We start from the raw sequence: 21,483 nt of genomic DNA on the forward strand, positions 1-21,483 counted from the left end.
TCATGCAATTTCCCGAATCCTGGCTGCGTACGCTGGTCAATCCCCCGATCGCAACCGACGAACTCGCGCACCGGCTCACGATGGCCGGCCTGGAAGTCGAAGACACCGTTCCCGCCGCGCCCGCTTTTTCGGGCGTGGTGGTGGCTCGCATCGTCGAAATCGCCCCGCATCCGGATGCGGACAAGCTGCGCGTCTGTCAAGTGGACGACGGCTCGGGCGAACGCCTGCAGATCGTATGCGGCGCGCCCAACGCCGCGGCCGGCCTGACCGTGCCGCTGGCCCGCGTGGGCGCGGAACTGCCCGGCGGCATGAAGATCGGCGTGGCCAAGATGCGCGGCGTGCAATCGTCGGGCATGCTGTGCTCCGCGCGCGAACTGGGCCTGTCGCAAGACCATGCCGGCCTGCTGGAACTGCCTGCCGACATGGTGCCGGGCCAGTCCATCCGCGAGGCGCTGGACCTGGACGACACGCTCTTCACCTTGAAGATGACGCCCAACCGCGCGGACTGCCTGTCCATCCTGGGCGTGGCGCGCGAGGTTGCGGCCCTGACCGGCGCGCCTCTGTCGGTGCCGACGGCCGCCGCCGTGCCCGTGACGCTGGACGAACGCCTGCCGGTCAAGGTCGAGGCGCCTGACCTGTGCGGCCGTTTCGGCGGCCGGGTGATCCGCGGCGTCAACGCCCGCGCGGCAACGCCCGACTGGATGAAGACGCGGCTGGAACGCGCCGGCCAGCGCTCGCTGTCGGCGCTGGTGGACATTTCCAACTACGTCATGCTCGAACTGGGCCGCCCGTCGCACGTTTTCGACCTGGACAAGATCCAGGGCGACCTCTGCGTGCGCTGGGCCCGCGAAGGCGAGACCCTCGAACTGCTGAACGGCCAGACCGTGACGCTGGATCCCAAGGTTGGCGTGGTCGCCGCGGGCGAGCAGGTCGAAAGCCTGGCCGGCATCATGGGCGGCGAGGCCACCTCGGTCACGCTGGATACGCAGAACATCTACCTGGAAGCCGCGTTCTGGTGGCCGGAAGCGCTGGCCGGCCGCGCGCGCCGCTACAAGTTCAGCTCCGAGGCGAGCCACCGAGGCGAACGCGGCGTGGACTTCGCCACGATCCCCGAGCACATCGAATTCATCACGCGGCTGATCGTCGACATCTGCGGCGGCCAGGCCGGTCCGCTGGACGACCAGATCGTCAATCTGCCCAAGCGCCTGCCGGTGCGCATGCGCCTGGCGCGCTGTCATCGCGTGCTGGGCGTGCCGGTCACCCAGGCCGACGTCGCGAAGATCTTCGGCAGCCTGGGCCTGGAGTACGCGGTAGAGGGCGACGACTTCATCGTGACGCCGCCGTCCTACCGCTTCGACCTGGAGCTTGAAGAGGACCTGATCGAGGAAGTGGCCCGTATCTACGGTTTCGAGAACATTCCCGCCGTGCCGCCGATGGCGCGCGCCAAGATGTTCTCGCAGCCGGAGATCCGCCGCGGCGCCCATGCGCTGCGCCGCCTGACCGCCGCGCAGGACTACCAGGAGGTCGTGAACTACAGCTTCGTCGAGGCCGATTGGGAACGCGACTATGCCGGTAACGACAACCCGGTCCGCCTGGTCAATCCCATTGCGAGCCATCTGTCGGTCATGCGCTCCAGCCTGATCGGCGGCCTGGTGGCCAACATCCGCCACAACGCCAACCGCAAGCAGTCCCGCGTGCGCCTGTTCGAACTGGGCCGCGTGTTCATGCGCGACGCGTCCGCACAGGACGGCCCGCTGGAAGTGGCCGGCGTACGCCAGCCACTGAGGCTGGCCGGCGCGGCCTGGGGGCCGGCAGCGGAAGAGCAGTGGGGCGTGCCGACGCGCCAGGTGGACTTCTATGACGTGAAGATGGATGTCGAGGCGCTGTTCGGCATTCGCGGCGGCCGCCTGCGTTTCGAGGCCGCCGCCCATCCCGCCCTGCATCCGGGCCGCAGCGCCCGCATCGAACTCGACGGCCGCCACGCGGGCTGGATCGGCGAACTGCACCCGCGCTGGGCGCAGCAATCCGACCTGGCGCACGCGCCCGTCGTATTCGAGCTGGACGTCGAGATCCTGTCGGAAGGCGAGCTGCCGCAAGTGCGCGAGCTGTCGCGCCAGCCGGTGGTAATGCGCGACCTGGCCCTGTGGGTCGATGCGCACGTGTCGCTGCAGTCCATGCTGGATACCGTCGCGGCGGCCGTCAAGGCGGACCCGCAACTGGCGGTGGTGCAGGACGTGCGACTGTTCGACGTGTGGCGCGAGAAGTCCCAGGGCGGCGAGCCCGTGACCGAGAAAAGCCTTGCTTTCCGGTTCTGGCTACAGGACACTGAGGTCACGCTGGACGAAGCCCGGGTAGCGGATTGCCTGGCGCGCATCAAGGATGCCTTGGTGGCCGCGCACGGCGCGCGCCAGCGTGCTTGAACCATGGGGAACAGTATGCTTGCCGAGCCACGCACCCTGACCAAGGCCGAGCTGGCCGAACTGCTCTTTGAGCGGGTCGGCCTGAACAAGCGCGAAGCCAAGGACATCGTCGATACTTTCTTCGAGGAAATCCGCGACGCCTTGGCGCGCGGAGATTCCGTGAAGCTCTCGGGCTTCGGCAATTTCCAGGTGCGCGACAAACCCCCGCGCCCGGGCCGCAATCCCAAGACCGGCGAGACCATTCCCATCGCCGCACGCCGCGTGGTTACGTTCCATGCGAGTCAGAAACTCAAGAGCGTGGTGGAGCAGGCGGTGCCTGCTGCATCCGACGACGCCGCGGAGTGATACGCTTTGTCGGTAATTGTTATCGGCACTCCACGTATCGCGGCATAAAATTCTCTTATGACACGTACAGAATCCACCGTCACCTTACCGCCCATCCCCGCCAAGCGTTACTTCACCATCGGTGAAGTCAGCGACCTGTGTGGCGTCAAGCCCCATGTCTTGCGGTATTGGGAACAGGAATTCACGCAGCTCAAGCCGGTGAAGCGGCGCGGCAACCGCCGTTATTACCAGCATCACGAAGTGCTGCTGATCCGCCGCATCCGTTCCTTGCTGTACGAACAAGGCTTCACGATCAGCGGCGCGCGCAATCGCCTGGGCGACGCGCGCGACGTGCCGCACGACCAGGACGCGGCCGTGCGTCTATCCGGCGCCGAGATGCAAGCCCTGCGCAACGAGCTCGGCAACGTCTCGACCATGCTGGCAGAAGCCCTGGGCACCGCGGCCAACACAACTGGCGCCGCAAGCAGCGCCAGCGCAACGCCGGCTGCCTGAGAGCAAACGCGGCGCGTCGCGCGTCGCCAACGGCAATACCTTGCGCCCCGCGCGCCGCCGTCCGCATGCATTTGATGCGATCGACGAACACGGGGCGCAAATTTTTTTGAGTATTCAGCACTTTTTTTGCACGAATGCGTGCAAACAATTTTTTGTTCTGCTATACTCTTTTTCTTTCGGGGCGTAGCGCAGCCTGGTAGCGCACTTGCATGGGGTGCAAGGGGTCGCGAGTTCGAATCCCGCCGTCCCGACCAGTAGTTCCAAGGCCGTTAGTGAGAGTACTCACTAACGGCCTTTCTCATTGTGGGGACTTTTGTGGGGACTTACTGCCCCCCACAATCAAGCCGCCCGCCGCTTCAGCATCGTCAACGCCGGACTGCGCGTATCAGTTGCCGCGATGCGGTTCGCATACTCGATCAGCTTGGCCAGATCGGCTGCCGAGTAGTGCGAGGTGATGCTGCCGTCCGTATGGCCCAGCAGCGCCTTGCGATCTTCCTCCGGCACGTCGGCCGCGCGGAGACGGCGCCCGAAGGTGTGTTTCAGATCGTGTACGCGCACCCGGCCGAAACCAGGATGAGCAGGCGCGCCGTGCTGCTTCTTCCACTTCTCCGCGGCGCGCTTGCGCGCGCTTCGCCATGCGGTGTCGTTCATCCGGTGCAGCGCCCGTTCCTCGTAGGGGAAAACCCACTCCGGATGCAGGCCGCGCTGCTTGCGAATGATCGATCTGGCCACGTCGTTCAGCACGACTAGGCGCTCCTCGCCGTTCTTGACGCCCGAATCTTCAAACCTGCCGCCGAAGTCGGCGGGGATGAGAAAGACGCTGGTTTCCAGTTGGGGCACCTTTATCTCCCACTCCCACCTCAGTTTGCAGACCTCCTGTTCGCGGCAGCCCGTGTTCACCTTGTAGAGGGCCATGGCCAGAAGGTGATCCGGGAGCTCCTTGAATAGGACGGCCTGCTCCTCCCATGAAAGCGGGTAGGGCTGCCGACGCGATTTCTCGCTGAGCATTTCGATCATCGGCACGGTGCTGAGCCAGGGCTTGCGGTCCTCGTCGCGCCATTTCCGCGCGCAGACATTGAGGACCCGGACCACGCGCTGCAGCGCGATGTTGATGGTGCGCGGCGCGCGCCCGAGCTCCAGTCGGTCCTCCACATAGGGCTGCAAGGCCTCGTCGTCCACCTCGTCCAGATACAGCTCGCCGATGTACGGGTCGAGCTGCTTCAGGTAGGTGCCGGTGTGCCAGATTGATGGTTGGTGCGCGTACTCCTTTAGGTAGCGGGTGGCCGCGTCGCGGAAGGTGCGCCGCTGGTCCCGTTGCTCGGCGTGCGCGGCCTGGGCTTCGACGATGCGCGCGAAGAGGAATTGCTCCGCTTCTGCGCGTACGCTTGTTCCAGTGCTGCCTCGAATTCGGCCAACCCCGCGGACGACCTTGTCGATGTGCCAGACGCCTTCCTTGAGCGTAAGGCCGGTGATTGTTTTCTGCCCCATAGGCTAGATGCTCCTTGGCTATGGCGGCGCTCGCTGCGTGGGCTATCGTTGCCGGCAGGTGCTGCCTTGTCAATTGCCTTGCGCTCGGCATACTCGTCCGCGACCAGGTCGAGCTCCTTGCGATCAAAGGCAATACCTTGTTTTCCGATGCTGATTTCCCGCAGAAAAGGGCGGATATCCTTGTCGAACACGCGTCGGCACATAGCCAGATACGCCGGTGCCTTGCCCACTCGGATGAATCGCGGAGGAATGTCGGACATTTATCGGATCCTCCGAAATTCGACCACCCAGACCCAGGGGTTCGCGTCCCAGGCGCCGGCGCCGTTGATCTGTTCCCACAGCGCGCGGAACATGACGCGCGGCATCGATTCGCCGATCGGCACGGTCATGGACACATCCGCGGCGGACGGATTCAGGCCGACGCCCTCGGCAAGCGCGTCCACGTGGTTGATGGCCTGCAACCGTTCGACGCGCACGCGCGCAACCTCCAGCACGAGGCGGCAGGCCCAGCGCGGCATATGGATCGACGGCACCGTCGCGCCGCGCTTCCCTCGGTAATGGTGCAGGGCCAGCCATGCATCCGCCGATGCACTGCTGTCCTCGATCGGTACGAAGGCGTCGTCGGCGAGATAGCGGACGCCGTCGAGGCCGGTGGATAGTTCTTCTGCGCGGACCGATTCCCGCACCCACAGCCGGTCGCCGGGCTGGCCGTAGGGGCACGGATATGGCCCAGAAAGGGCCGCCGTCGAAAGGTAGTGGAATGTCCCATCGTCGAATCGAAGGATCTCTTCGTCGGGACTTGTTATTGCATAGCTGGTGCCGGGCATGATGCCTGGAATCTTCACTACGCGTCGGGTTTGCGTCTTGTCGCCGGCCAGCACGGCGCGGACCATTGCGCCGTTGAAGATGATGGGGCTCTCTTTCATCGCGGCACCTCGTTCCATTCCCGGCCATCCAGCAGGCGGCCCGCAGCGGCCTTGCCTACGCGCTCGACCACGTCGGAGCCGAAGGCCAGGTATTGCCGCGGGTACCGTTCCATTTCCGTCGGCGTGGGCGCTCCCTCGCTAAACCACCCTTCACGCGGCGCGAGCGCGTACCGACCTGGCTGGCCGGACGCGTGTACACCGGCGCGGCCCCACTCACCCCATTGCTTGAACAGGAAAGGAATACCTGCCGTCTGGCACTGATCCCTAAGGCTGTAGACCCATGCCGGATTCATCGGGCGAGCTGCGCGGCCGCTTTCGCGGCCGACAATCACCCAATCCAGCACCTCGTTGGCGTGGAACGCGGCCAACCTCGACGCGCGCCCCAGGTCTACCGGCCCCAACAGCGGCTCCATGCTGAGGAAGCGCCGCCGCGCCGGCACGGCCAGCAGCTTGGGCATGTCGCGGTCGGCTTCGGCCTGGTTCACGATAGTGGCACCCAGCCAGACATTGCCGCGCGCGGCCCAGTCATGGGTGGGCAGCATGCGCGCCACGTTGCCGATGCGTTTCGTCAGCAGCAGCCAGTCCAGATTCGGCGTCAGCTCAATCAGGTCGAAAAGGTCGCGGCGCCAGGCCGGGTCCACGGCGTTGTCGAACACGTCGGCCAGGCTGGCGCAGAACACGCGCTGGCGTGCAGGGTGGGCATCAGCATCGCACTCCGGACATTGGAAGAAGCGAAGCGCCCCAGGCTGGTGACGGGTGGCGAATGAACCGCGCCACCCGCAGTTGCTGCACGCATAGAACGGGGTGGCGTTCCATGCCGGTGGCCGGCGCCAGTTGGCGGCGCTGGTGCGCCGGCGCGGCGCGCCCGGCCCCCAGTTCACGGCCTGGCCGCCGCCGAAGCGGGCATTGCGCGTTTCGGCGTAGCAGTGATCGCAGCCGGGCCCGACCTTCTGACAACCTTCCCACGGGTTGAACGTGTGGTCGGTCCACTCGATCTTGGAGTTCTCAGCCATTTCTGCCTCCGTCCTCAGTGGACTGGGTAGATGCGGCCAGCCTGCCGCAGGTCGGCTTCTTGCATACCGCGCCTGACACGCATTGGGGGCAAGGATCGGCGACCTCATCAGGGACTGGGTAGGTGAACGGAACCAGTGGGATCTTGAGCGGCTCAGCCGGGCCTCGGCCCTTGATTGCCGCCATCTGCTCAGGAGTCCACTGATCATCGCGAGGCGCTTCGGTCTGGGGTGCGGGCGGACCGGACAGGGCGGCGTTGACCACGGACTGCGCATGCTCCCGCATATGGGCACGTCCCTGTTCGGGCATTTCCACCCAGGGATAGTCCATGCGCTCGGCCAGCGCTTTTGCGGCGGCGTCCAGGTCGATGCTGGTCCGGGCGCGCTGTCGGAGCTCGGCCAGGACATGGCACACCGCCGCATACAGCGCGGGCTTCAAATCGTTGAAGACTGGGCCGGGCAGTTGATGCGGCATGGTCTCGACGAACTTCCAGCAGGCGTCATTGATGACGGAGCTTGCCATGGTGGGAACGTCCGCCTCGCTGGCCTGGGGCGCGGGTTCTCCCATGTGCGTCGGGCCGTTCTCGGCGTTCAGAGCCGCAACGAGGCGGGACGACGTTTCCCGCTCTGCGCGTAAGTCGCGCTCGGCTTCCAGGGCGCGCCGTTTCCAGATCGCCAGATCCTCGCGGGCGCCCTCGTAGACGTCTGCGAAGTCGGGCTTGCCTGCCTGGGGCGCGGATTTCTGGTTCCGGATCTCCTGGGCGGCGCGGCCGACAAGCCACGTCTCCCGATTGTCGTCCAGCAAGCCGGCCGCTTCCTCTAGCGCCGCATTGCGCTCTTCGGCTCGGATCGCGGCACTGTCGGCAGTCACTTCCCGTGCTATCGCTTTCAAGTCTTCCATGGACACCGCCTCGCTGGCCTGGGGTGCGGTACTGTCATTTGCCGCCGCATCCGTCAGCATGGCCTTCACCGCGATGTTGAATGTGTCGCGGCACTTCTCCGCGAGCGCTGCGGGGATCATGCGAGCCTCGTCGCCATCGGGGCAGCAGTCGCGGTACTTTTCCTCTACCGGCCCGATGCTGCCGCAGCCTGGGCAGTACCGCACGAGCTGCTCAGCGCTGGCCTGGGGCGCGGCATAGAGCGCGTCCAGGTGGCGCAGGGCGTTGGTGATCTTGTGGGTGTAGCCGCGAGCGTGCGATCCGATAGGGCCGGCTCGGCGCTCGATGGCGGAGACGCCTTCCATGATGCGATGCGCGCCCTGCAACGTGGCTTTCACCTCGTCGTAGTGCTCCTGCGCCTCCCCGGCTACAGGGGCGCTCGCCGCTGCCTGCCATTTGTCGCGGGCCTTGCATACCTGCGCGTAGGCCCATGCCGTGGGGCGCGTCCATACCGTGCCGTTTTCGTCCGTGTACGTTTCATCGGCTATAGGGGCGCGCACAGGCACGGCCTCATATGTGCCGTCGCCGTTGCTGCGTCCGCATTCATAGTGCGTTACAGGGGCGCTTGCCAACTTCGGGTCGTCTTCGCGATACCAGCGCCGACCATCAACCATGACCTCCGTCAGCGTCATGTCCCACGCGCCGGCCTGCCATCGGATGCAGTCTTGCGTGGGGATCGTGTTAGGGGCGCTTGCCAGGGAAGCTACCGCCGCTAGTTGGTCGGCATAGAGCGCGATCATGTCGCCGCGCTTGCCGTAGGCCGGAATTACTTTCCCGGCCGCCTCGATGGCTAGATTGAACACCGACCGCTCATCGGCTACAGGCGCGCGCAGGTTGGACAGAACGTCCACGATCAGCGCCTTCACGCGGCGGAATTGCTCGGTCTGCTGATACGGCACGGGGTTGGTCATGATCGCGTCCAGGCGGCCTGCGTGGGGCGCGATGTGCTTTTTCGCCAGGGCTTCAATCTGGTCGTCCGTCAGCACGGGCTGCGCGGGGGAGGTGTTGGTGGTATCAGGCATCGTTCACCTCAATGGTCTGGCCGATCAGCTTCCCGTTCTCCTTGAGGGCATCAAGCTGGAGGCGGGCGTGGTCGTCGCTGATCGCGTAGATGTGGCAGGCGTAGGTGCCGTCCGGGCTGGTGAACTGGACCTCGTAGGGGTGCCAGGTTCTGCCGGCGGCGTCCTGATGGGCGAGGGGGTACGGGATCGAGGGCAGGTCAGCCATGGGATCCCTCGTCCTGGTCGCGTTCACGTCGGCGCGGCATCGTCTCGCGGGCGTGCTTTGCCAGCGGCTTGCCCGCGCGCTGCTGCATGCGCTTGCGAGCGTGCTTGAGCATCGCCTCGATGGTGGAATGGCTTTTACGCATGCTCGCCTCCCTGCCGCGCGAGCTGCTGGGCAGCGTTGTGCGCTGCCGCTTCCTCCGGGCTGGCAAGCTGGAAATGCGGATGCTCGATGCCGTCGGGCGTGACCACGACCAGGCGGTGGGTCTTGAACAGGCCGCCCAGGCTCCAGTTGCAGGGCTTGCCGTCCGGCTCCTTTCGGGGCGATCCGGCACCAGTGAAGCGTCCGACACAGTCGACGCCGACATGGCGCGCTACGTCGCCCCAATCTTTGCCGGCGCCCGCAGCGATGAAGTCGAGGCCGTTCTGCAACGTGCCGCACATAGGGCACTTCACCGTCGTCAGTTCGCCGCTGCTGGCTTGGGCCTTACACGCGGCGTGAAACTCTTCGAGGGTCATGCGCTTCATGCTGCACCCCCGTTGTCCTGCGGAGCGGCAATGGCGGCGATCCCATAGCCCTTGGCCTGAAGTGCTTTCAATAGGACCAGGCCGCGGTCGATGTAATCGCCGGCCGACGCCAGACTGGCTTTGGTGCAAGCCTCCCCAATCCGCCATGCGATAACGTTGTCGCAAGGTTGCGACGTGTACGTGAACAGTTGCTGGCCCGGCCCCTGGCGGGTTACGAGCGATACGGTGGCGGGCGCATCGCCCGCAGCGGGAGCAGCGCACATCGCGGCGATAGCCGCATCAGCCAATTCTGCCAGACGGTCGGAATCCTCCGCGACGAGCGCGAAATCGTCCGGCCCCATGGTGCCGTGGCTCCAGGCCGACCAGGTGCGCGTGCAGTCGTAGGCCTCGCCCAGGGCCGCAGCGATCGCTTCCATGACGGCTTCCCGTCGCTGGTCGTCGTGCTGATCGCCCTGAGCGGCCGGCGAGTGCTTGGCTTCGGCACTCAGCATGCCGATGATGCGTTCCAGCGCGGCGATAGCCGCGTCGGCGGGAGGCAGGAACGCCAGCGATGCGTGGACGGCAAGCAGATCCTGCAGCACGTCAACGCCGGGCGCCGGCGCGGTGGCCAGTACGTCGCGGATGGTGGTGTCGAACGTCCCGATGCGCGGGCCGCGCGCGGCGAATGCGTTGGTCCAGTCCTGGGTGGGGGCAGCCGGGACCAGCTGCCAGGTGGTAGCAGGCTTGTTCATGCGCGCGGTCCCTCCAGTTCGGCCTTGATCCTGGTCTGCTGGAGCAAGTCCACCTGGTCCTCGGGCAAGCCCAGGGCGATGACGCGGCGCAGGACCGGCAGGGCCTGGCGCAGCGCGTCGATGGTGGATTCCTGGACGGGTACCAGGTAGTGCAGCGCGATGTGCAGCTCACGCAGCGGCTGCAGGGGCAACTCCTTGCGGTGCCGGGTGCACCACATTTCGAAGTGCCAGATTAGGCCCTCGATCGCGGGCGCGGCCTCGTACCAGTGACCGTCGCAGGCAAGGAACTCGGGGAACCCGCGGGAATTCACCGTCACCTTGCCGGTGCGGTCCAGTTCGTCGAAAAGCTGCTCTAGCGGGCGCATGACGATTTCCGCGCCGACGATCATGGGCGAGGCTTTGGGGCGCATCTCGTGACGTGCCGGCCGCCGGGGCCGGCGACCTTCGATGCGCAGCGCCAAGCGGCGATCACGGCGGTTCATGTAGGCGTGCATGGCTGCCTCCTCAATCCGCCAACTCGGCGTCAACCAACGCGCCGGGCGCGCCGTTGCGCATGTCCTGGATCCCGAAGTACACGTCCATGCAGCCGCGAACATCGGCCATGGCGCTGTGGGCGTTCTCCAGGGGCTTTCCGGTGAAGAACTGCACGGCCTCGGCCAGGTTGGGCGTCTTGTAGTGATTCCGGCCGGCGGCCAGCATCTTGGCCGTGGGCGGGCATTTCACGATGGGAGTAGCCATGCGCGCCGTGCATTCGGTGGTGCCGCCTTTCCAGCGCTCCAGCTCGCTTTCGAGCTCACCAGCGCGGTGCTGGGCAATCCGGATGATGCGGGCGTCGAACTGCTCGTTGTGGGCGATACGCGGACGTCCTGCCCAAAGCTCCAAGAACATGGACAGTGCCAGGGATTCCGGCACGCCGACGGCCGCGGCGTGTTCCGTGGTGATGCCGTGGACGGCAGCGACCTCGTCCGGGATGATCCAGCCATCGGGGCGGACAATGACGTCCATGCTGGCGATCACTTCGCGGCTGTCCATGTCAACCAGAGCCGCCGCCAGTTGGACGATGTGCGGCTGGCCGGGGTGGTCGGACGGATCCTTGAACAGGGGCAGGCCGGTGGTTTCGGAGTCGTAGAAGAGCTTCGTGTTCATGTGTAGGTCCTCGTTCAGGCGGCGGCGCGCAGCTGCTGCTGTTCGGTGGTGCCGTTTTCAATCCAGAAGGTGGTAAAGGCATCGGAAGGGGCCGGCGGCGCTGCCTTGAGCGTTCCCAGCACCAGGATGGTGTCCAGGTGGCCGTCGGCGCCCAGGGCGTCGAGCATTCCCAGCGCGTCGCCGCGGCCGGGCAGATCGAGGCAGTCGAAGCGGTCCAGCACCAGGCAGCGCAGGCCGGAGATTTCCGCCAGCGCCGCGCCGATCAAGGCGTCTACGCGCCAGCGCTCCGACTCCGACAGCAGGCGGTAGGGCCGGCCGCCCCAGGTGACGGTCATGTCGCCGGCGACGGCAGGCGAGAGCCAACCAGCCAACTCGGCCAGTTCGGCCAGCTTGGCGTTGAACGGCTGCAGAGCCTCGGCCAGGAGCTCGCCCGGGATGCCGTCGGGCGACAGGGCGTCGCCGATGGCCAGCCAGGCCAGCACGTCGCCGTGGTAGCGCGTGGCGTTCGCCGTGCGTTCCGCGGCGCTGGTGGCGGCCTGCTTGGCGTTCAGCAGCGCCTGCACGCGCTCGTTGATCGTCTTCTGTTCGGCGCGCAGGGCCGTCACCTTCGCGCGCGCCGCTTCCACGTCGGCCGGCGCGATTGCTTCGGGCTGGCTGTTCCCGCCCAGCTGCTCGGTGGCCGCTTCAGCCGCAGCGATGTCGCGGCGGTCGTTTTCGACGCTGCGCGCCATCAGGTCGCGGGCTTCGATAGCCTTGGGCAGCGCGGCGGAGGCCTCGGCGTCGCCGACAGTACCGATCTTGCCGAATTGATGCTCATACTGTGTGAGGGCAACGAGCGACTTGCCGTGTAGGGCCACCGAGAAATGATCGTGGGCCAGCGTGTCGAAAGCCTCGCCCAAGCATTCCGCCAGTGCGTGCACCAGGCCGACTCTCGGCCCGGCGCCGGCCTTCGCCTCGATCGCGGCGACACTTTCGGCCAGCTTGGCGTGCTCGGCCTGGTCGAATTCCAGCTTCTGGCGCAGCGCCGGCAGCTTAGCGGCCTGGGCTTGGCGGGCCGAATGCTGATGCTGCCAGTCCGCATAGTGGGTGGCCTTCTGCTGCAAGGCGCCCAGGGCGGTGGTCGCCTGTTCGATCTTGGCTTCGACGGTGGCCAGGGTGGCGCGCTCGCCCACCAGGGCGGCCTGGTCGAAGTGCGGGACGTCAGCGGCCCAGCCTTCGGCCTTCTGGCTTCCCCACTGCTCACCAGTGGCCGCCTTCCACGCGCCCTTGGCTTCGGTGGCTTGCTGCTTGGCATATTCGGCGCCGGCACCGAAGCCGCCGCGCAAGATGGGCTTGATGGACGGGACAAGAAGAGGGCTGCACCCTCGGACAAGCAGCCGGCGCTCGATTTCGTCGGCCTTCACATTCGTTCCCGTCAGCGCGAACAGCAGGGTGCGGCGCTCGTCGGGCTTGGCCGCGGCAAAGCGATCAGGCGCCAGAACAAAGGGCAGGGCGGGGGACTGGGGCACCAGGGCCTCGCCGGACTGGGTGCCCTTGGGGAGGCTGATGCCGACGGTGCCGTCGTCCAGATCGAGCGCGACGGCGCCGACCTTCGCTCCATCGGTGATCAGGGCTCCGAATTCTTTCTTGAGCCCGACGCGCTCGGGCGTGCCCAGCAGGGCCAGCCGTACGGCCTCGGCGATGCTGGACTTCCCGGCGCCGTTCGCGCCGGCGATCAGCGCCACCGGCGTGCGCAGCTCCAGATCGACGGCGCGCACGCCCTGGAAGTTTTCGATTGTGATGCGGTTGATTCGCATGGCGGCTCCTTAGGCGCGCAGCTCGCGGCTGCCGTTGGACTGAATGGGCGTCACCAGGCCGGCCAGTTCCATGGATTCCAGGAGGTGGGCGGCGCGGTTGTAGCCGATCTGCAGGTGACGCTGGATGAGGGAAATTGAGGGGCGGCCGTGCTTGCGCACCACCATTACGGCCTCGGTGTAGAGCGGGTCGATTACGTCGCCGGCGTCGCCGCCGTCTTCGCCACCTGCGAGCGGCAGTTGCCCCGCCGTCGGCGCAGCCGTGGATCCTGGAATCTGCTTCTCGCCGCCCAGGGCGTAGACGAGCTCGGCCAGCAGCTTGGCAATCTCGCTCGCCATGAGCAGGAATTCCGCGTCGAAAACCTCGGCGTCGGTGTCCTCGGCGGGGTGGTTCTCCTTCAGCACATCGAGCGGCCGAATCTTGCGGACATCCAGGTCTTCCGTCAGTTCGAACGAGATCCTGTCTGCCCAGGTCATGGCCAGGCGCGTGCACTGCTTGCCGGACTGGATATGGCGGCGAACGTCGGCAGCATCGATGGAGTGCCTGACGTAGCGGATGGTCGCGCCGCTTGTTCCCGAAGCGCGCAGCTCGGCATCCTGGTCAATGCTGAAGTTGGCCGGCGCTTCGTCCTCTGCCAGCCAGCCGGTCATGGCGGACGTCGGCGACATCGCGACATACAGGTTCTCGAGCGGGAACGGTTCGATGGACTTGGCCAGGAGGCCGATGACCGTGTCCGTCTTCGACGGCGTGCTGGTATCGATGATGAGCCAGCGCTCGATCGGGTCAATCCACAGGCGGATATCGTCATACTGCGTCAGCGCCGTGGGCAGCTTCTCGTCGATGATCAGCTCGCGGATCTCCTTCATCTGCTTGCGGCCCGGCTTGTAGCCTTGCTGCTCTTCGATCTCGCGGGCCCGGGCCGCCGTGGCCTGGTTGATGGCCTTGCCGGGCAGCAGCTTGGATTCGACGCGGAGCGTCAGGATGATCTTGCCGCTGACGGCATGGGCCAGGTCGGCGCCCTCGCGCGGCGGCACCCAGCCGACCGTCTGGAGCGCCAGCTGGCCGCCGGGCACGAAGGCGTGCGCGGCCAGCTTGTCGTTCAGCTCGTCCAGGTCCCAGAAGGGCCCGACGGACGTGAGCCGGTAGATCTTGGCGTTCTTGAACATGGTGGCGTCCCCTTATTCCGGCGCGGCCATGCGGCGGCGAGTGGTGCCGGCCGGGCGCTGCTGGGCTTGCACCTCCTGCTGGCTCTGCAGGTCCTGCTGGGCGGGCTGCTGCGGGCGCGTCATGGCGAGGCGCCGTTCCTGGTACACCTGGTGTAGGCGGGAACGCTCACCAAGATCGGCCACGCCGTCGATGGAATCGGCGGCCAGGTCCAGCACGTCGAGCGACTTGGCGTTCAGGATCTGGTGCTCGACCTTGGCGGGGTCCAGGCCGGCATCGGCGCCCTGCTGGTCGGCCTGCTGCGCCTGAGAAGCGGGGGTGGCAGCTGCCGCGCCCTGCGCCAGGTCACCGGCCTCGGCTTGCGCCTTCGCGGAGCTGGTGTCGGATTGCGTGGTGCGAGTCGACCGGCCTGCGCTTCCGGCGGGTTGCTGCATCACTTCGCCGGTTTCCTGGTCCACTTCCTCGACAGGGCGGCCGGTGTCCATGTCGATGACGATGCCCTGTTCGATATTGACGCCGCGGCCCGCTTCTGCCGCGTGGCTGACCGCCAGTGCGTTGGCGACCTCGATGGAGCAAGGCATGTACTTGATCACCTGCAGGAGCGGGACCTTTCGCGCGTACATTTCCCAATCGCGGTAGCTGTAGTGCTTGCGGCCGACCTTGTTGTATTTGTCGCGGTGCTTCTGGATCTTCGACACGCGCCAGAGTTCGATGATGGGCATCGCGGCGTCTCGTACCCAGCCGATGGCATAGGCGTGCGTAATGTCTTCGGGCGCGTCCAGGTCCGTTTCGTTGTGGATGACGAGGTCGCGGCGCGCGCCATCGGTGAAGGTGTAGTCCTGGTCGCGGAAGATCACGCCAGTGAATACCGTGCCACGGCCGCTACGAGCCACCAGGTCCACCAGCCCTTTCCAGCCGGGGACGAAGGTGCACGTCCGGCCGTAGGGAACGAGGAACCCCTGGCCGTTGACGCCCGGCTCCAGGCCCAACTGGCCGGCAGTCATGATCGAAGCCGCAATGGATCGATGGTCGCAGTTCTGCAGCTGGGGGCTGCTGCTGAAGGCAGTGAGCGTCAGGCGCGCCATACGATCGGGCGTCAGGTGCTTGGGCAGCGCCAGCGCGAGCTGCGGCTTGAAGCGGTCCATGAAGTGGCTGAAGGCCGCGAGCGGGTTCTTGGTGGGCTCGCCGGTCTTCTGCAGATCGCCAATGGAGGAGGATTGTTGCTGCGTCATGATCAATGTCCTTTCTTCTGCTGGTTGCGATAGGCCTGATACTCGGCGGCCGTTGCCATGCCGACGATCTGGCGGTCCTCGGGCTTGGCTTCGCGGTCGTACTGCTTGACCTGGCTGACCAAGAACGAGGCCGGATCCCAGGCCAGGTGCTGGGTGACGACCGTTTTTCCGGCCTGGTCGGTGCGCCGGACGTACACGTCGCGGCTGACGGGGTGGAGGGACATGCGGGGCTCCTCTGGTTATCGGAAAAGGCAGGTGGACCAGCGTGCGCAGTACTTCTGGCTGCACAGGACGCTGGAGGGGTTCGGGGGGAAGAGGCCGGAGCGGAACATCGCCGCGGCATGCTCGATCAGGCCGGGCTGGTCGGGCTCGCCGACCATGACGCGGCGCGCGTCGAAAACTGGGCTGACGGCGGCGGCGGCGGTGGCGCCGGTGGACAGCGCGATGATCTGGGAGCCGACCGTGCGCACCTTCTTGGTCTGCTCGTACATGAGCTGGTAGGTCCCCGTCTGCGGGGCGCGGCCCTGCGTGACGGCCTGGCCGTCCTGGATCACGCGCAAGCCGGTCTTGACGTCGGGGATGACGATGCCACCCTCGGTTTCGGCGACCCGCGCGCGGTCCATGGTGCCGGTCAGGCGCACGACCATGCCGCGGCCGCAGTCGATATCCAGCGGGTCCAGCTTCGTTTCGACGTCGATGTACGTGAATCGGGGGGCGACGTCAGCGCAGTACTTCACCAGGGCGGTCAGCGCGATGCGCTCGGCGGTCGCCAGCGTCAGGCCATCCTGGGCGTGGTCGACCTCGTAGGCCGGGTTGTGCAGCTCGTCGACCAGCACGTCGGCGGCCTCGTCGGGTGTGCAGGGGTTCCCCTCCAGGCGGGCCAGGTCATAGGCGGCGGTGCCGGCGTGGACGGCCGTGCCCAGCAGGGCGCGCATGCCGGCGGGCTTCTTCATCCCCAGGATGTGCGTGCCCTCCCAGGCGTGGGCGCAGTCGAACAGGCGGCCCCAGCTGGAGGCGCGCACGGTGAAAACGTTGGGTTCCATGGTGGTGGCTCCGGTCATTTGGAGGCCTGCTGCTGGGCGCCGGCGGCGAGGGTGGCGGCTTCTTCTGCCTGCTGGACCTCGCCGTAGGCGAAGACGACGCCGAGGGCGACGAGAATGGCGACGACCTGGTCGCGATCGAGGGCGGTGAGGAGGCGGCGGATCATTGAACGTCCCCTTCGGCGGGCGAGGGGAAGCACTCTTCGCCGGCGCGGTGCGCCAGATAGTCGCGGTGCTGCCCGGTGCGGGCCTCCTGTTTTCGCGCCTTGCAGGACTTCGAGCAGAAGCGGGCCCAACCACGGGCGCGGTCGGCCGTCCTAGCGGTGAATGTGCCGCCGCACGCCTGGCACTGGTACTGGCCGGTCGAGGTCATTGGGCACCTCGCGCGGCCTGCAAGGCGTTGATGACCTTGGCGTGCAGATCTTCCATGGAGTCTTGCTGGTAGCTGACCTGCAACTCGATCTGCGTCGGGCTGCCGGACTTGAAATCGACGCGGGGCCCGTCCTGGTGCGCGGCTCGCAGCCCGTTCGAGATCTCCGCCAGGTAGTGCCCGTCGTGGAACAGGACCAGGATGTTGCTGTTCGGGGCGGTCACGGCTGCTCCCCCTTGGCCTTGGCGATGGCGGCGCGCAGTGCGTCGGCACAGTGCAAGCCGTCGTCCTCCCAAAGGGCGGCTTCGGCGACAGCGAGCAGGTCTTGGGCGGCAAGGACCAGGTTGACGTTTCCCTCAACCTGGCTGTCGTCGCCGACTTCGGCGTGGATGATCAGGCACCGATCGCCGCGGTCATCGGCCACGGTGGCGATCACGTAATGGCCGGCGTCAACGCCGTGCTTCGCCTTCGTGCAAAGCCAGGGGCCGGGCGTGTGCTGGGCGCTCATGCGTGCCTCGCGTAGTCGGAGTCGGGCACGATCACCACGTCGCCGCGGATCTGGTGGGGAATGCCGCGGGCGTCCTGGTACAGGCGCGTGGCTGCAGGGTTGACGGGCAGGTTTTTCAGGATGCCTTGGTCGTCGACGAGCATTACGTGCACGCGGTCGGAGAGGCTGACGGTATCCAGCGCATCGGCGCCGATCATCTGGCAGATGTCCTGGATGGCATGCGGGCCATGCAGCTCGGTTTCGGCGCCGTTGGCGCGGATCAGTTTGCGGGTGGCTTTCATGCGCGGACCTCCCGTTCGGCGTCGAGCGCGGCCTGGGCGATCTCGGCGAGCTCGGCGTCGCGGTCCAGGTGGCCGGTGGCGCCGCCCGCGACCTGCGCCAGGGCGGTGCGCAGCCGGGCGTTGGCCAGGCGCAGCTGGTGGTTCTTCGCCTGCAGCACGGCCTCGCTGACCATCTTGGGCAGCTCATGCTCGGCGGCGACATAGGGCCGGCCTTGCAGCGCGGCTTCGGCGCGGCTGGCGATCCAGCGCAGGCGGCGCGTTTGCGTCGTGCTGGCGCGTGCCGTGCGCCTGATGTGGTCCAGGGCGTCCTGCAGGATTTCGGCCGTGGACGGCAGCGGAATGGGGGCATTCATAGCGGGCGGATCTCCAAGGTGGCCGCGCCCGCGCGGATCTGACGGCTGGGTAAGCAGTCGAAGGTGACGCGGGCGGTGGGCGGGAAGACGGCGAGGACGTCGAGGCATTCAGCCTGGGTGGCGAAGCGCTCGACGACCATGACGGGCGGCCGGTCGTGGCCGGCGGGAAGGAAGGCCAGCAGGACCCAGAGAGTGGCGGCGGTCATGCGGTCGGGCTCCAGGAATCGGCGCGGCGCAGGCGAGCCATGACGGCGTCGCCAGCGCGGGCCAGGAGGTAGGCGATGGGGATGAGGAAGAGGGCGCCGGTCATTTGCGGGTCCTCCAGCGGGCCGCGATGATGTCGCGGACTTCGAACCAGACGGTCAGCACGCCGACAATGAAGAAACCGAGCATCAGGCGACCTCCCCGGTTTTCCGCGGCGCACGGGGAATCAGCTGGCGCGCGCGCAGTACGAGCTCGTCCTTCAGCTGCTGGACGCCTTCGGCGCCGTCGCGCTGGTCGAAATGCCACTTGCTGATGACGGTCAGCGCCACGCCGGCAGCGGCCTTAGGGCTCAGATCGCATTGCAGGGTTTCGACCCACCATTCCAGGGTTTCGCCGAAGGCGTGCTTCGCGCGGCCGGCGAAAAGATCGCAGAGGACGCTGAGGATGTCGGCGTCGCTCAGTTCGTGCGGGGGGATATGCACCACCGGGTAGCCGTCGGTGCTGGGTGTGGCCGCCGGCATGCCTACGTGCGCAGGCGCTTGGCAAGTCGAGAGCATGGAATCCTCGCGTCGTTGATGACCCGTAAATGGGTCGATGCGAGGATTCTCAGCCCAAAAATGGGTTGTGTCAACCCGAAAATGGGTTGCCACGAAAAAAAGAAAGCCCCTGAGAGGGGCCGCTGTTGCTACTTCCGTTCAGGTGATGTTCTGAGAACCACCCTTGGCGCGGAAGGTTTGATAGTCACGTAATCGACTTGATCGGGTTTGGCCGGGGCAAGGATGATTTCTTCCGTGTTCCAGGCTCCGGGTTTGATATCGCCCGAGATGCTGATCTCTTTTTTCTGATGGCTGTTTGAATCGTAATTCTTGGTGCCTGGCGCTGCGTTCGCCCAGGCAACTTGCAGCTTCAGACCGGGAAAAGTCGCAGAGGTCGGATTGCCAACATCGAGCTTGACCTTGACACCGTTCGCGTAAGGAGTGACGTCCCGGACCGCGATCAGTACGCTGCCAACGGGCATCTCAGCGACGCTGTAGCCCTTGTCGGTCAACGAAAGGTAGGCAGTTTGGGCGAGGTCGTCTGAGGAAGCATCTTTCCATCGCAAGTTAAACACATCCTCCTGCAATTTCACGATGTCGGAGGTCAGCTTCGAATGCGCGACCTTCAGCTGTGCAATGGCCTGCGCTTGTTCTGTGACAGCGCTCCGAAGAGAACGTAGTTCTGCCGCCGTCTCGGCGTCAGGCTTACAGCCAGAAAGCCCAGCAGCTAAGCCCAGAATGACAGCTGCTTTGGTGATGCGTTTCATAGTTCGTCAGCGCCCGATTATTGTGTTGCACATTGGGTAAAACCTTGCCAGGTAATGCAGCGCGTGCTGGCCGGCCTTGCTGCTGCGTTCTGTGCGGCCCTTTCGGACTGCCACGTCGTTTCGCTCTGATGGAGGCGGCTTTCCGCCTCCGCACGGTCAATCTTCCCTGCCTGGTAGGCTTCCAGCGTCGTAATGTCTGAGCTTGCCCAGCGCATTCCAGCCACGTCCGACATGGAAACCGGCTCCTTCGCCAGCTGCGCGTACATTTCCTTTAGCTTGTCCACTCGCGACAGCTTGCCGGCCGCCTCGCGTGCCGATGCGTCTTTCTGCCATTCGGAAAAGGCGGCAAGCTTGCGATCGGAGGGGGATGGGGAGGCGGCGCAGCCCGATATAGCACCAGCCACCGCAATCGAACATAGGACAAGTACTAATTTGCTCATCTTTTGACCTATTTTGTTGCATTAGGGCCAAATTTTTTTCCGTCCGACCACACCAGACGAATGCTAGGACGCATTAGCCCTCTTGGCACTGGCACTTTTGATGGTCGGCTGCTGCACCTGGAGATACTTTTTTGCGTCTGCAAGGAGCAGGGCTCGGTACGTATCGTCCAACTGGTGAAACAGCTCCAGGAGTTCGGCGTCGGCCGCGCTTGACGTGACGCTATTGGCCGCGGCGCTACTGCCCGCGAGGCGTGGCTTATTGGTAGTCGACACGTCGGGTATCAGGAACTGCCATGCCTCTAACCCGAAGGCCCGCGCGACTTCTTCAATATTTCCGATACCGGCGCTTATCTCGACGTTGCGTATACGTCCGATTGTGGACTTGGTGACGCGCCGGGACAGCCGGTTTTCCAACGTGACGTTGGAAAGGCCAGCTTCGCCCATCAATCGATCGAGGTTTGCGCCAACGATTTCCGCAGCGGACTTTTTACCCATAAATGGAACTATGCCCCGGCTTGCGGACCATTTGCGGGTTGACGCAACCCAAATATGGGTTGAAAATGCGGCGCATGAACCAGCCGACATTTCTCTCCTCCGTACTCGCTCGCCTGAGCGCCGTTCGATTTCCTGATCTTCCCCGGGTAGCAGAGGGGTCTGGTGTGCCGGAAAGCACCGTGCGCAAGCTGCGATACGGGGAGGTGAAAAACCCCCGCGTTCAGACCGTCCAGGCCCTGCACGACTACTTCGAGCGGAGCGACGCGGCAGACGGTCGCGCGCCCGAGGCCGAGGGGGTGGAGCATGTCTGAGTTCGAGCTGCGGCCCACGTCGTTGGTGTGCCACAACTGCAATGTCGTCATGACGGTGCGTACCGACGTCGACGGATTCTGGATTCCGTTGGGTACAGAGGCCGGGTTCGCTTTATTCACGAGGCTATCCCAAGAAGACTTCCTATTGCGGCAAGTGCTGCCGGCCCCGACTCCAGGCTCTTATCCAGTAGCTTCAGTACGAGGTGTTTTGTGGTCTCGGCGGGCAGCGATCGAAGCTGATCGGTCCATCGCTTCTTTTCTTGGGCGGGCAGATCCGATTGCAGGATCTTCGCCTCAATCAGTTGCTTGATGGTGTCGTCATGAATTTTGATCGTTACGACCCCAAGGATTGCCGACAGGCCGCCATCGTCTTGAAGAAAGTCGAGCCCGCGGGCAGTGATCTTGAAGCTACCGGTGTTGATCGTGTAGCCCCCACTCGCACTTCGTCTGAGCCCGGATTCGACCAAGCCATGCTCTTCCATGTAGAGCAGGTTTCCGACAACGACATTCTCCTCGGCCAGGCGTGTGATCTTCTGCCAAGCGGGCTTTGTTGGCCCCGGATATACATCGGCCAGCGCTTGCAGGATGGATCGCTGCAGGTCTCTATCGAGTTTCATGGTAAGTGCCTATTCGAAGATTTTGCTTTCGGGACCGCAGGTATCGACCAGAGTCTGATCTGCCGCAATCGGAGTATGCACAGCGCCATCCCGGCCGAGGGAGTGAAGCATGCGCGGGAGGCTG

Annotated in this window: 30 protein-coding genes, 1 tRNA gene and 1 pseudogene; 5 read left to right on the forward strand and 27 right to left on the reverse strand. The window is 65.5% G+C overall.

The genetic code is table 11. The annotated features are described in order from the left end of the window. Positions 1-2: 2 nt before the first annotated feature. The 4 genes from pheT to ACN6PJ_RS15640 all read left to right on the forward strand — a co-directional run bounded on the left by pheT (position 3) and on the right by ACN6PJ_RS15640 (position 3,511). Positions 3-2,420 carry a phenylalanine--tRNA ligase subunit beta gene (gene pheT / locus ACN6PJ_RS15625; protein WP_427996764.1) on the forward strand — a complete coding sequence of 806 codons (2,418 nt, stop codon included), beginning with the start codon at positions 3-5 and terminating at the stop codon, positions 2,418-2,420. Between the two features lie 3 nt (positions 2,421-2,423). Further along, the gene (locus ACN6PJ_RS15630) at positions 2,424-2,765 is read left to right on the forward strand and encodes an integration host factor subunit alpha (protein WP_043545232.1); all 342 of its coding nucleotides are present in this window, start codon (positions 2,424-2,426) and stop codon (positions 2,763-2,765) included. A gap of 57 nt (positions 2,766-2,822) precedes the next feature. Continuing rightward, positions 2,823-3,257 carry a MerR family transcriptional regulator gene (locus ACN6PJ_RS15635; RefSeq protein ID WP_427996765.1) on the forward strand — a complete coding sequence of 145 codons (435 nt, stop codon included), beginning with the start codon at positions 2,823-2,825 and terminating at the stop codon, positions 3,255-3,257. 177 nt (positions 3,258-3,434) lie between these two features. After that, a tRNA-Pro gene (locus ACN6PJ_RS15640) sits at positions 3,435-3,511 on the forward strand. Positions 3,512-3,596: 85 nt separating this feature from the next. Here ACN6PJ_RS15640 and ACN6PJ_RS15645 read toward each other — a convergent pair. From ACN6PJ_RS15645 to ACN6PJ_RS15770, 26 genes and pseudogenes are all read right to left on the reverse strand, one after another. Next, positions 3,597-4,745: a tyrosine-type recombinase/integrase gene (locus tag ACN6PJ_RS15645; protein ID WP_427996766.1), complete on the reverse strand. Its 1,149-nt coding sequence runs from the start codon at positions 4,743-4,745 to the stop codon at positions 3,597-3,599. A gap of 260 nt (positions 4,746-5,005) precedes the next feature. After that, positions 5,006-5,671 (reverse strand): hypothetical protein, encoded by a 666-nt coding sequence (locus ACN6PJ_RS15650; protein WP_427996767.1) that lies wholly within the window; start codon positions 5,669-5,671, stop codon positions 5,006-5,008. Further along, positions 5,668-6,684, reverse strand: a complete 1,017-nt coding sequence (locus tag ACN6PJ_RS15655) for a phage Gp37/Gp68 family protein (protein WP_427996768.1) — start codon at positions 6,682-6,684, stop codon at positions 5,668-5,670. Before ACN6PJ_RS15655 ends, ACN6PJ_RS15650 begins: the two co-directional genes overlap by 4 nt. After that, a complete protein-coding gene (locus ACN6PJ_RS15660) occupies positions 6,677-8,641 on the reverse strand; it encodes a hypothetical protein (RefSeq protein WP_427996769.1) in 1,965 nt (654 codons plus the stop codon). The genes ACN6PJ_RS15655 and ACN6PJ_RS15660 overlap by 8 nt, the downstream gene beginning before the upstream one ends. Continuing rightward, positions 8,634-8,846: a hypothetical protein gene (locus tag ACN6PJ_RS15665; protein WP_427996770.1), complete on the reverse strand. Its 213-nt coding sequence runs from the start codon at positions 8,844-8,846 to the stop codon at positions 8,634-8,636. The genes ACN6PJ_RS15660 and ACN6PJ_RS15665 overlap by 8 nt, the downstream gene beginning before the upstream one ends. Next, positions 8,839-8,988: a hypothetical protein gene (locus ACN6PJ_RS15670; RefSeq protein ID WP_427996771.1), complete on the reverse strand. Its 150-nt coding sequence runs from the start codon at positions 8,986-8,988 to the stop codon at positions 8,839-8,841. The genes ACN6PJ_RS15665 and ACN6PJ_RS15670 overlap by 8 nt, the downstream gene beginning before the upstream one ends. After that, positions 8,981-9,370 carry a VVA0879 family protein gene (locus ACN6PJ_RS15675; protein ID WP_427996772.1) on the reverse strand — a complete coding sequence of 130 codons (390 nt, stop codon included), beginning with the start codon at positions 9,368-9,370 and terminating at the stop codon, positions 8,981-8,983. Before ACN6PJ_RS15675 ends, ACN6PJ_RS15670 begins: the two co-directional genes overlap by 8 nt. Further along, positions 9,367-10,101: a hypothetical protein gene (locus ACN6PJ_RS15680; RefSeq protein WP_427996773.1), complete on the reverse strand. Its 735-nt coding sequence runs from the start codon at positions 10,099-10,101 to the stop codon at positions 9,367-9,369. Before ACN6PJ_RS15680 ends, ACN6PJ_RS15675 begins: the two co-directional genes overlap by 4 nt. After that, entirely contained in the window at positions 10,098-10,511 is a 414-nt protein-coding gene (locus ACN6PJ_RS15685) for a hypothetical protein (protein WP_427996774.1), read from the reverse strand. The genes ACN6PJ_RS15680 and ACN6PJ_RS15685 overlap by 4 nt, the downstream gene beginning before the upstream one ends. A 94-nt stretch (positions 10,512-10,605) precedes the next feature. Beyond that, entirely contained in the window at positions 10,606-11,247 is a 642-nt protein-coding gene (locus ACN6PJ_RS15690; RefSeq protein WP_427996775.1) for a 3'-5' exonuclease, read from the reverse strand. Positions 11,248-11,261: 14 nt separating this feature from the next. After that, positions 11,262-13,043, reverse strand: coding sequence for an AAA family ATPase (locus ACN6PJ_RS15695; RefSeq protein ID WP_427996776.1), 1,782 nt, complete (start codon positions 13,041-13,043; stop codon positions 11,262-11,264). Between the two features lie 9 nt (positions 13,044-13,052). Beyond that, on the reverse strand, positions 13,053-13,334 hold the full coding sequence (locus ACN6PJ_RS15700) for a DNA translocase FtsK (protein WP_427996937.1): 282 nt from the start codon (positions 13,332-13,334) through the stop codon (positions 13,053-13,055). Then, a pseudogene (locus ACN6PJ_RS15705) lies at positions 13,314-14,207 on the reverse strand (recombination-associated protein RdgC); the annotation flags it as partial. The gene ACN6PJ_RS15700 and the pseudogene ACN6PJ_RS15705, both read right to left, overlap by 21 nt. A gap of 12 nt (positions 14,208-14,219) precedes the next feature. After that, positions 14,220-15,437 carry a recombinase RecT gene (locus tag ACN6PJ_RS15710; protein ID WP_427996777.1) on the reverse strand — a complete coding sequence of 406 codons (1,218 nt, stop codon included), beginning with the start codon at positions 15,435-15,437 and terminating at the stop codon, positions 14,220-14,222. 2 nt (positions 15,438-15,439) lie between these two features. Then, positions 15,440-15,661, reverse strand: a complete 222-nt coding sequence (locus tag ACN6PJ_RS15715) for a hypothetical protein (protein WP_088448381.1) — start codon at positions 15,659-15,661, stop codon at positions 15,440-15,442. 15 nt (positions 15,662-15,676) lie between these two features. Then, entirely contained in the window at positions 15,677-16,480 is an 804-nt protein-coding gene (locus ACN6PJ_RS15720; RefSeq protein ID WP_427996778.1) for a RecB family exonuclease, read from the reverse strand. A gap of 14 nt (positions 16,481-16,494) precedes the next feature. Then, complete coding sequence (locus ACN6PJ_RS15725; protein ID WP_427996779.1) at positions 16,495-16,644, reverse strand: hypothetical protein; 150 nt, start codon at positions 16,642-16,644, stop codon at positions 16,495-16,497. A 202-nt stretch (positions 16,645-16,846) separates the two neighbouring features. Further along, the gene (locus ACN6PJ_RS15730) at positions 16,847-17,071 is read right to left on the reverse strand and encodes a hypothetical protein (protein WP_427996780.1); all 225 of its coding nucleotides are present in this window, start codon (positions 17,069-17,071) and stop codon (positions 16,847-16,849) included. Continuing rightward, on the reverse strand, positions 17,068-17,355 hold the full coding sequence (locus tag ACN6PJ_RS15735; protein WP_427996781.1) for a hypothetical protein: 288 nt from the start codon (positions 17,353-17,355) through the stop codon (positions 17,068-17,070). The genes ACN6PJ_RS15730 and ACN6PJ_RS15735 overlap by 4 nt, the downstream gene beginning before the upstream one ends. Then, complete coding sequence (locus ACN6PJ_RS15740; RefSeq protein WP_427996782.1) at positions 17,352-17,636, reverse strand: DUF3846 domain-containing protein; 285 nt, start codon at positions 17,634-17,636, stop codon at positions 17,352-17,354. Before ACN6PJ_RS15740 ends, ACN6PJ_RS15735 begins: the two co-directional genes overlap by 4 nt. Continuing rightward, positions 17,633-17,989 (reverse strand): hypothetical protein, encoded by a 357-nt coding sequence (locus ACN6PJ_RS15745; protein ID WP_427996783.1) that lies wholly within the window; start codon positions 17,987-17,989, stop codon positions 17,633-17,635. Before ACN6PJ_RS15745 ends, ACN6PJ_RS15740 begins: the two co-directional genes overlap by 4 nt. Beyond that, entirely contained in the window at positions 17,986-18,195 is a 210-nt protein-coding gene (locus tag ACN6PJ_RS15750; RefSeq protein ID WP_427996784.1) for a hypothetical protein, read from the reverse strand. Before ACN6PJ_RS15750 ends, ACN6PJ_RS15745 begins: the two co-directional genes overlap by 4 nt. 186 nt (positions 18,196-18,381) lie before the next feature. Beyond that, positions 18,382-18,750, reverse strand: coding sequence for a hypothetical protein (locus ACN6PJ_RS15755; protein WP_427996785.1), 369 nt, complete (start codon positions 18,748-18,750; stop codon positions 18,382-18,384). A gap of 128 nt (positions 18,751-18,878) precedes the next feature. After that, positions 18,879-19,496 (reverse strand): DUF3251 domain-containing protein, encoded by a 618-nt coding sequence (locus ACN6PJ_RS15760; RefSeq protein WP_427996786.1) that lies wholly within the window; start codon positions 19,494-19,496, stop codon positions 18,879-18,881. 17 nt (positions 19,497-19,513) lie between these two features. Next, positions 19,514-19,936 carry a hypothetical protein gene (locus ACN6PJ_RS15765; protein ID WP_427996787.1) on the reverse strand — a complete coding sequence of 141 codons (423 nt, stop codon included), beginning with the start codon at positions 19,934-19,936 and terminating at the stop codon, positions 19,514-19,516. A 63-nt stretch (positions 19,937-19,999) separates the two neighbouring features. Next, the gene (locus tag ACN6PJ_RS15770) at positions 20,000-20,431 is read right to left on the reverse strand and encodes a hypothetical protein (protein ID WP_427996788.1); all 432 of its coding nucleotides are present in this window, start codon (positions 20,429-20,431) and stop codon (positions 20,000-20,002) included. 74 nt (positions 20,432-20,505) lie between these two features. On the opposite strand from ACN6PJ_RS15770, the gene ACN6PJ_RS15775 reads away from it, so the two are divergent. Beyond that, positions 20,506-20,742: a hypothetical protein gene (locus ACN6PJ_RS15775; RefSeq protein WP_427996789.1), complete on the forward strand. Its 237-nt coding sequence runs from the start codon at positions 20,506-20,508 to the stop codon at positions 20,740-20,742. A 116-nt stretch (positions 20,743-20,858) separates the two neighbouring features. Here the strand turns inward: ACN6PJ_RS15775 and ACN6PJ_RS15780 are convergent, their stop codons facing one another. Further along, complete coding sequence (locus ACN6PJ_RS15780) at positions 20,859-21,359, reverse strand: hypothetical protein (RefSeq protein WP_427996790.1); 501 nt, start codon at positions 21,357-21,359, stop codon at positions 20,859-20,861. Positions 21,360-21,483 lie beyond the last annotated feature (124 nt).

This window comes from Achromobacter sp., from assembly GCF_050285585.1.
GTDB lineage: Bacteria > Pseudomonadota > Gammaproteobacteria > Burkholderiales > Burkholderiaceae_B > Achromobacter.

Coding starts and splice junctions, on each gene's coding strand:
- ACN6PJ_RS15655 (WP_427996768.1), bottom strand. CDS start 6,684: ATGGCTGAGAACTCCAAGATCGAGTGGACCGACCACACGTTCAACCCG.
- ACN6PJ_RS15685 (WP_427996774.1), bottom strand. CDS start 10,511: ATGCGCCCCAAAGCCTCGCCCATGATCGTCGGCGCGGAAATCGTCATG.
- ACN6PJ_RS15720 (WP_427996778.1), bottom strand. CDS start 16,480: ATGGAACCCAACGTTTTCACCGTGCGCGCCTCCAGCTGGGGCCGCCTG.
- ACN6PJ_RS15710 (WP_427996777.1), bottom strand. CDS start 15,437: ATGACGCAGCAACAATCCTCCTCCATTGGCGATCTGCAGAAGACCGGC.
- ACN6PJ_RS15740 (WP_427996782.1), bottom strand. CDS start 17,636: ATGAAAGCCACCCGCAAACTGATCCGCGCCAACGGCGCCGAAACCGAG.
- ACN6PJ_RS15775 (WP_427996789.1), top strand. CDS start 20,506: ATGAACCAGCCGACATTTCTCTCCTCCGTACTCGCTCGCCTGAGCGCC.
- ACN6PJ_RS15645 (WP_427996766.1), bottom strand. CDS start 4,745: ATGGGGCAGAAAACAATCACCGGCCTTACGCTCAAGGAAGGCGTCTGG.
- ACN6PJ_RS15630 (WP_043545232.1), top strand. CDS start 2,424: ATGGGGAACAGTATGCTTGCCGAGCCACGCACCCTGACCAAGGCCGAG.
- ACN6PJ_RS15635 (WP_427996765.1), top strand. CDS start 2,823: ATGACACGTACAGAATCCACCGTCACCTTACCGCCCATCCCCGCCAAG.
- ACN6PJ_RS15745 (WP_427996783.1), bottom strand. CDS start 17,989: ATGAATGCCCCCATTCCGCTGCCGTCCACGGCCGAAATCCTGCAGGAC.
- ACN6PJ_RS15660 (WP_427996769.1), bottom strand. CDS start 8,641: ATGCCTGATACCACCAACACCTCCCCCGCGCAGCCCGTGCTGACGGAC.
- ACN6PJ_RS15780 (WP_427996790.1), bottom strand. CDS start 21,359: ATGAAACTCGATAGAGACCTGCAGCGATCCATCCTGCAAGCGCTGGCC.
- ACN6PJ_RS15770 (WP_427996788.1), bottom strand. CDS start 20,431: ATGGGTAAAAAGTCCGCTGCGGAAATCGTTGGCGCAAACCTCGATCGA.
- pheT (WP_427996764.1), top strand. CDS start 3: ATGCAATTTCCCGAATCCTGGCTGCGTACGCTGGTCAATCCCCCGATC.
- ACN6PJ_RS15670 (WP_427996771.1), bottom strand. CDS start 8,988: ATGCGTAAAAGCCATTCCACCATCGAGGCGATGCTCAAGCACGCTCGC.
- ACN6PJ_RS15735 (WP_427996781.1), bottom strand. CDS start 17,355: ATGAGCGCCCAGCACACGCCCGGCCCCTGGCTTTGCACGAAGGCGAAG.
- ACN6PJ_RS15675 (WP_427996772.1), bottom strand. CDS start 9,370: ATGAAGCGCATGACCCTCGAAGAGTTTCACGCCGCGTGTAAGGCCCAA.
- ACN6PJ_RS15695 (WP_427996776.1), bottom strand. CDS start 13,043: ATGCGAATCAACCGCATCACAATCGAAAACTTCCAGGGCGTGCGCGCC.
- ACN6PJ_RS15665 (WP_427996770.1), bottom strand. CDS start 8,846: ATGGCTGACCTGCCCTCGATCCCGTACCCCCTCGCCCATCAGGACGCC.
- ACN6PJ_RS15725 (WP_427996779.1), bottom strand. CDS start 16,644: ATGATCCGCCGCCTCCTCACCGCCCTCGATCGCGACCAGGTCGTCGCC.
- ACN6PJ_RS15755 (WP_427996785.1), bottom strand. CDS start 18,750: ATGCTCTCGACTTGCCAAGCGCCTGCGCACGTAGGCATGCCGGCGGCC.
- ACN6PJ_RS15715 (WP_088448381.1), bottom strand. CDS start 15,661: ATGTCCCTCCACCCCGTCAGCCGCGACGTGTACGTCCGGCGCACCGAC.
- ACN6PJ_RS15680 (WP_427996773.1), bottom strand. CDS start 10,101: ATGAACAAGCCTGCTACCACCTGGCAGCTGGTCCCGGCTGCCCCCACC.
- ACN6PJ_RS15750 (WP_427996784.1), bottom strand. CDS start 18,195: ATGACCGCCGCCACTCTCTGGGTCCTGCTGGCCTTCCTTCCCGCCGGC.
- ACN6PJ_RS15690 (WP_427996775.1), bottom strand. CDS start 11,247: ATGAACACGAAGCTCTTCTACGACTCCGAAACCACCGGCCTGCCCCTG.
- ACN6PJ_RS15650 (WP_427996767.1), bottom strand. CDS start 5,671: ATGAAAGAGAGCCCCATCATCTTCAACGGCGCAATGGTCCGCGCCGTG.
- ACN6PJ_RS15765 (WP_427996787.1), bottom strand. CDS start 19,936: ATGAGCAAATTAGTACTTGTCCTATGTTCGATTGCGGTGGCTGGTGCT.
- ACN6PJ_RS15760 (WP_427996786.1), bottom strand. CDS start 19,496: ATGAAACGCATCACCAAAGCAGCTGTCATTCTGGGCTTAGCTGCTGGG.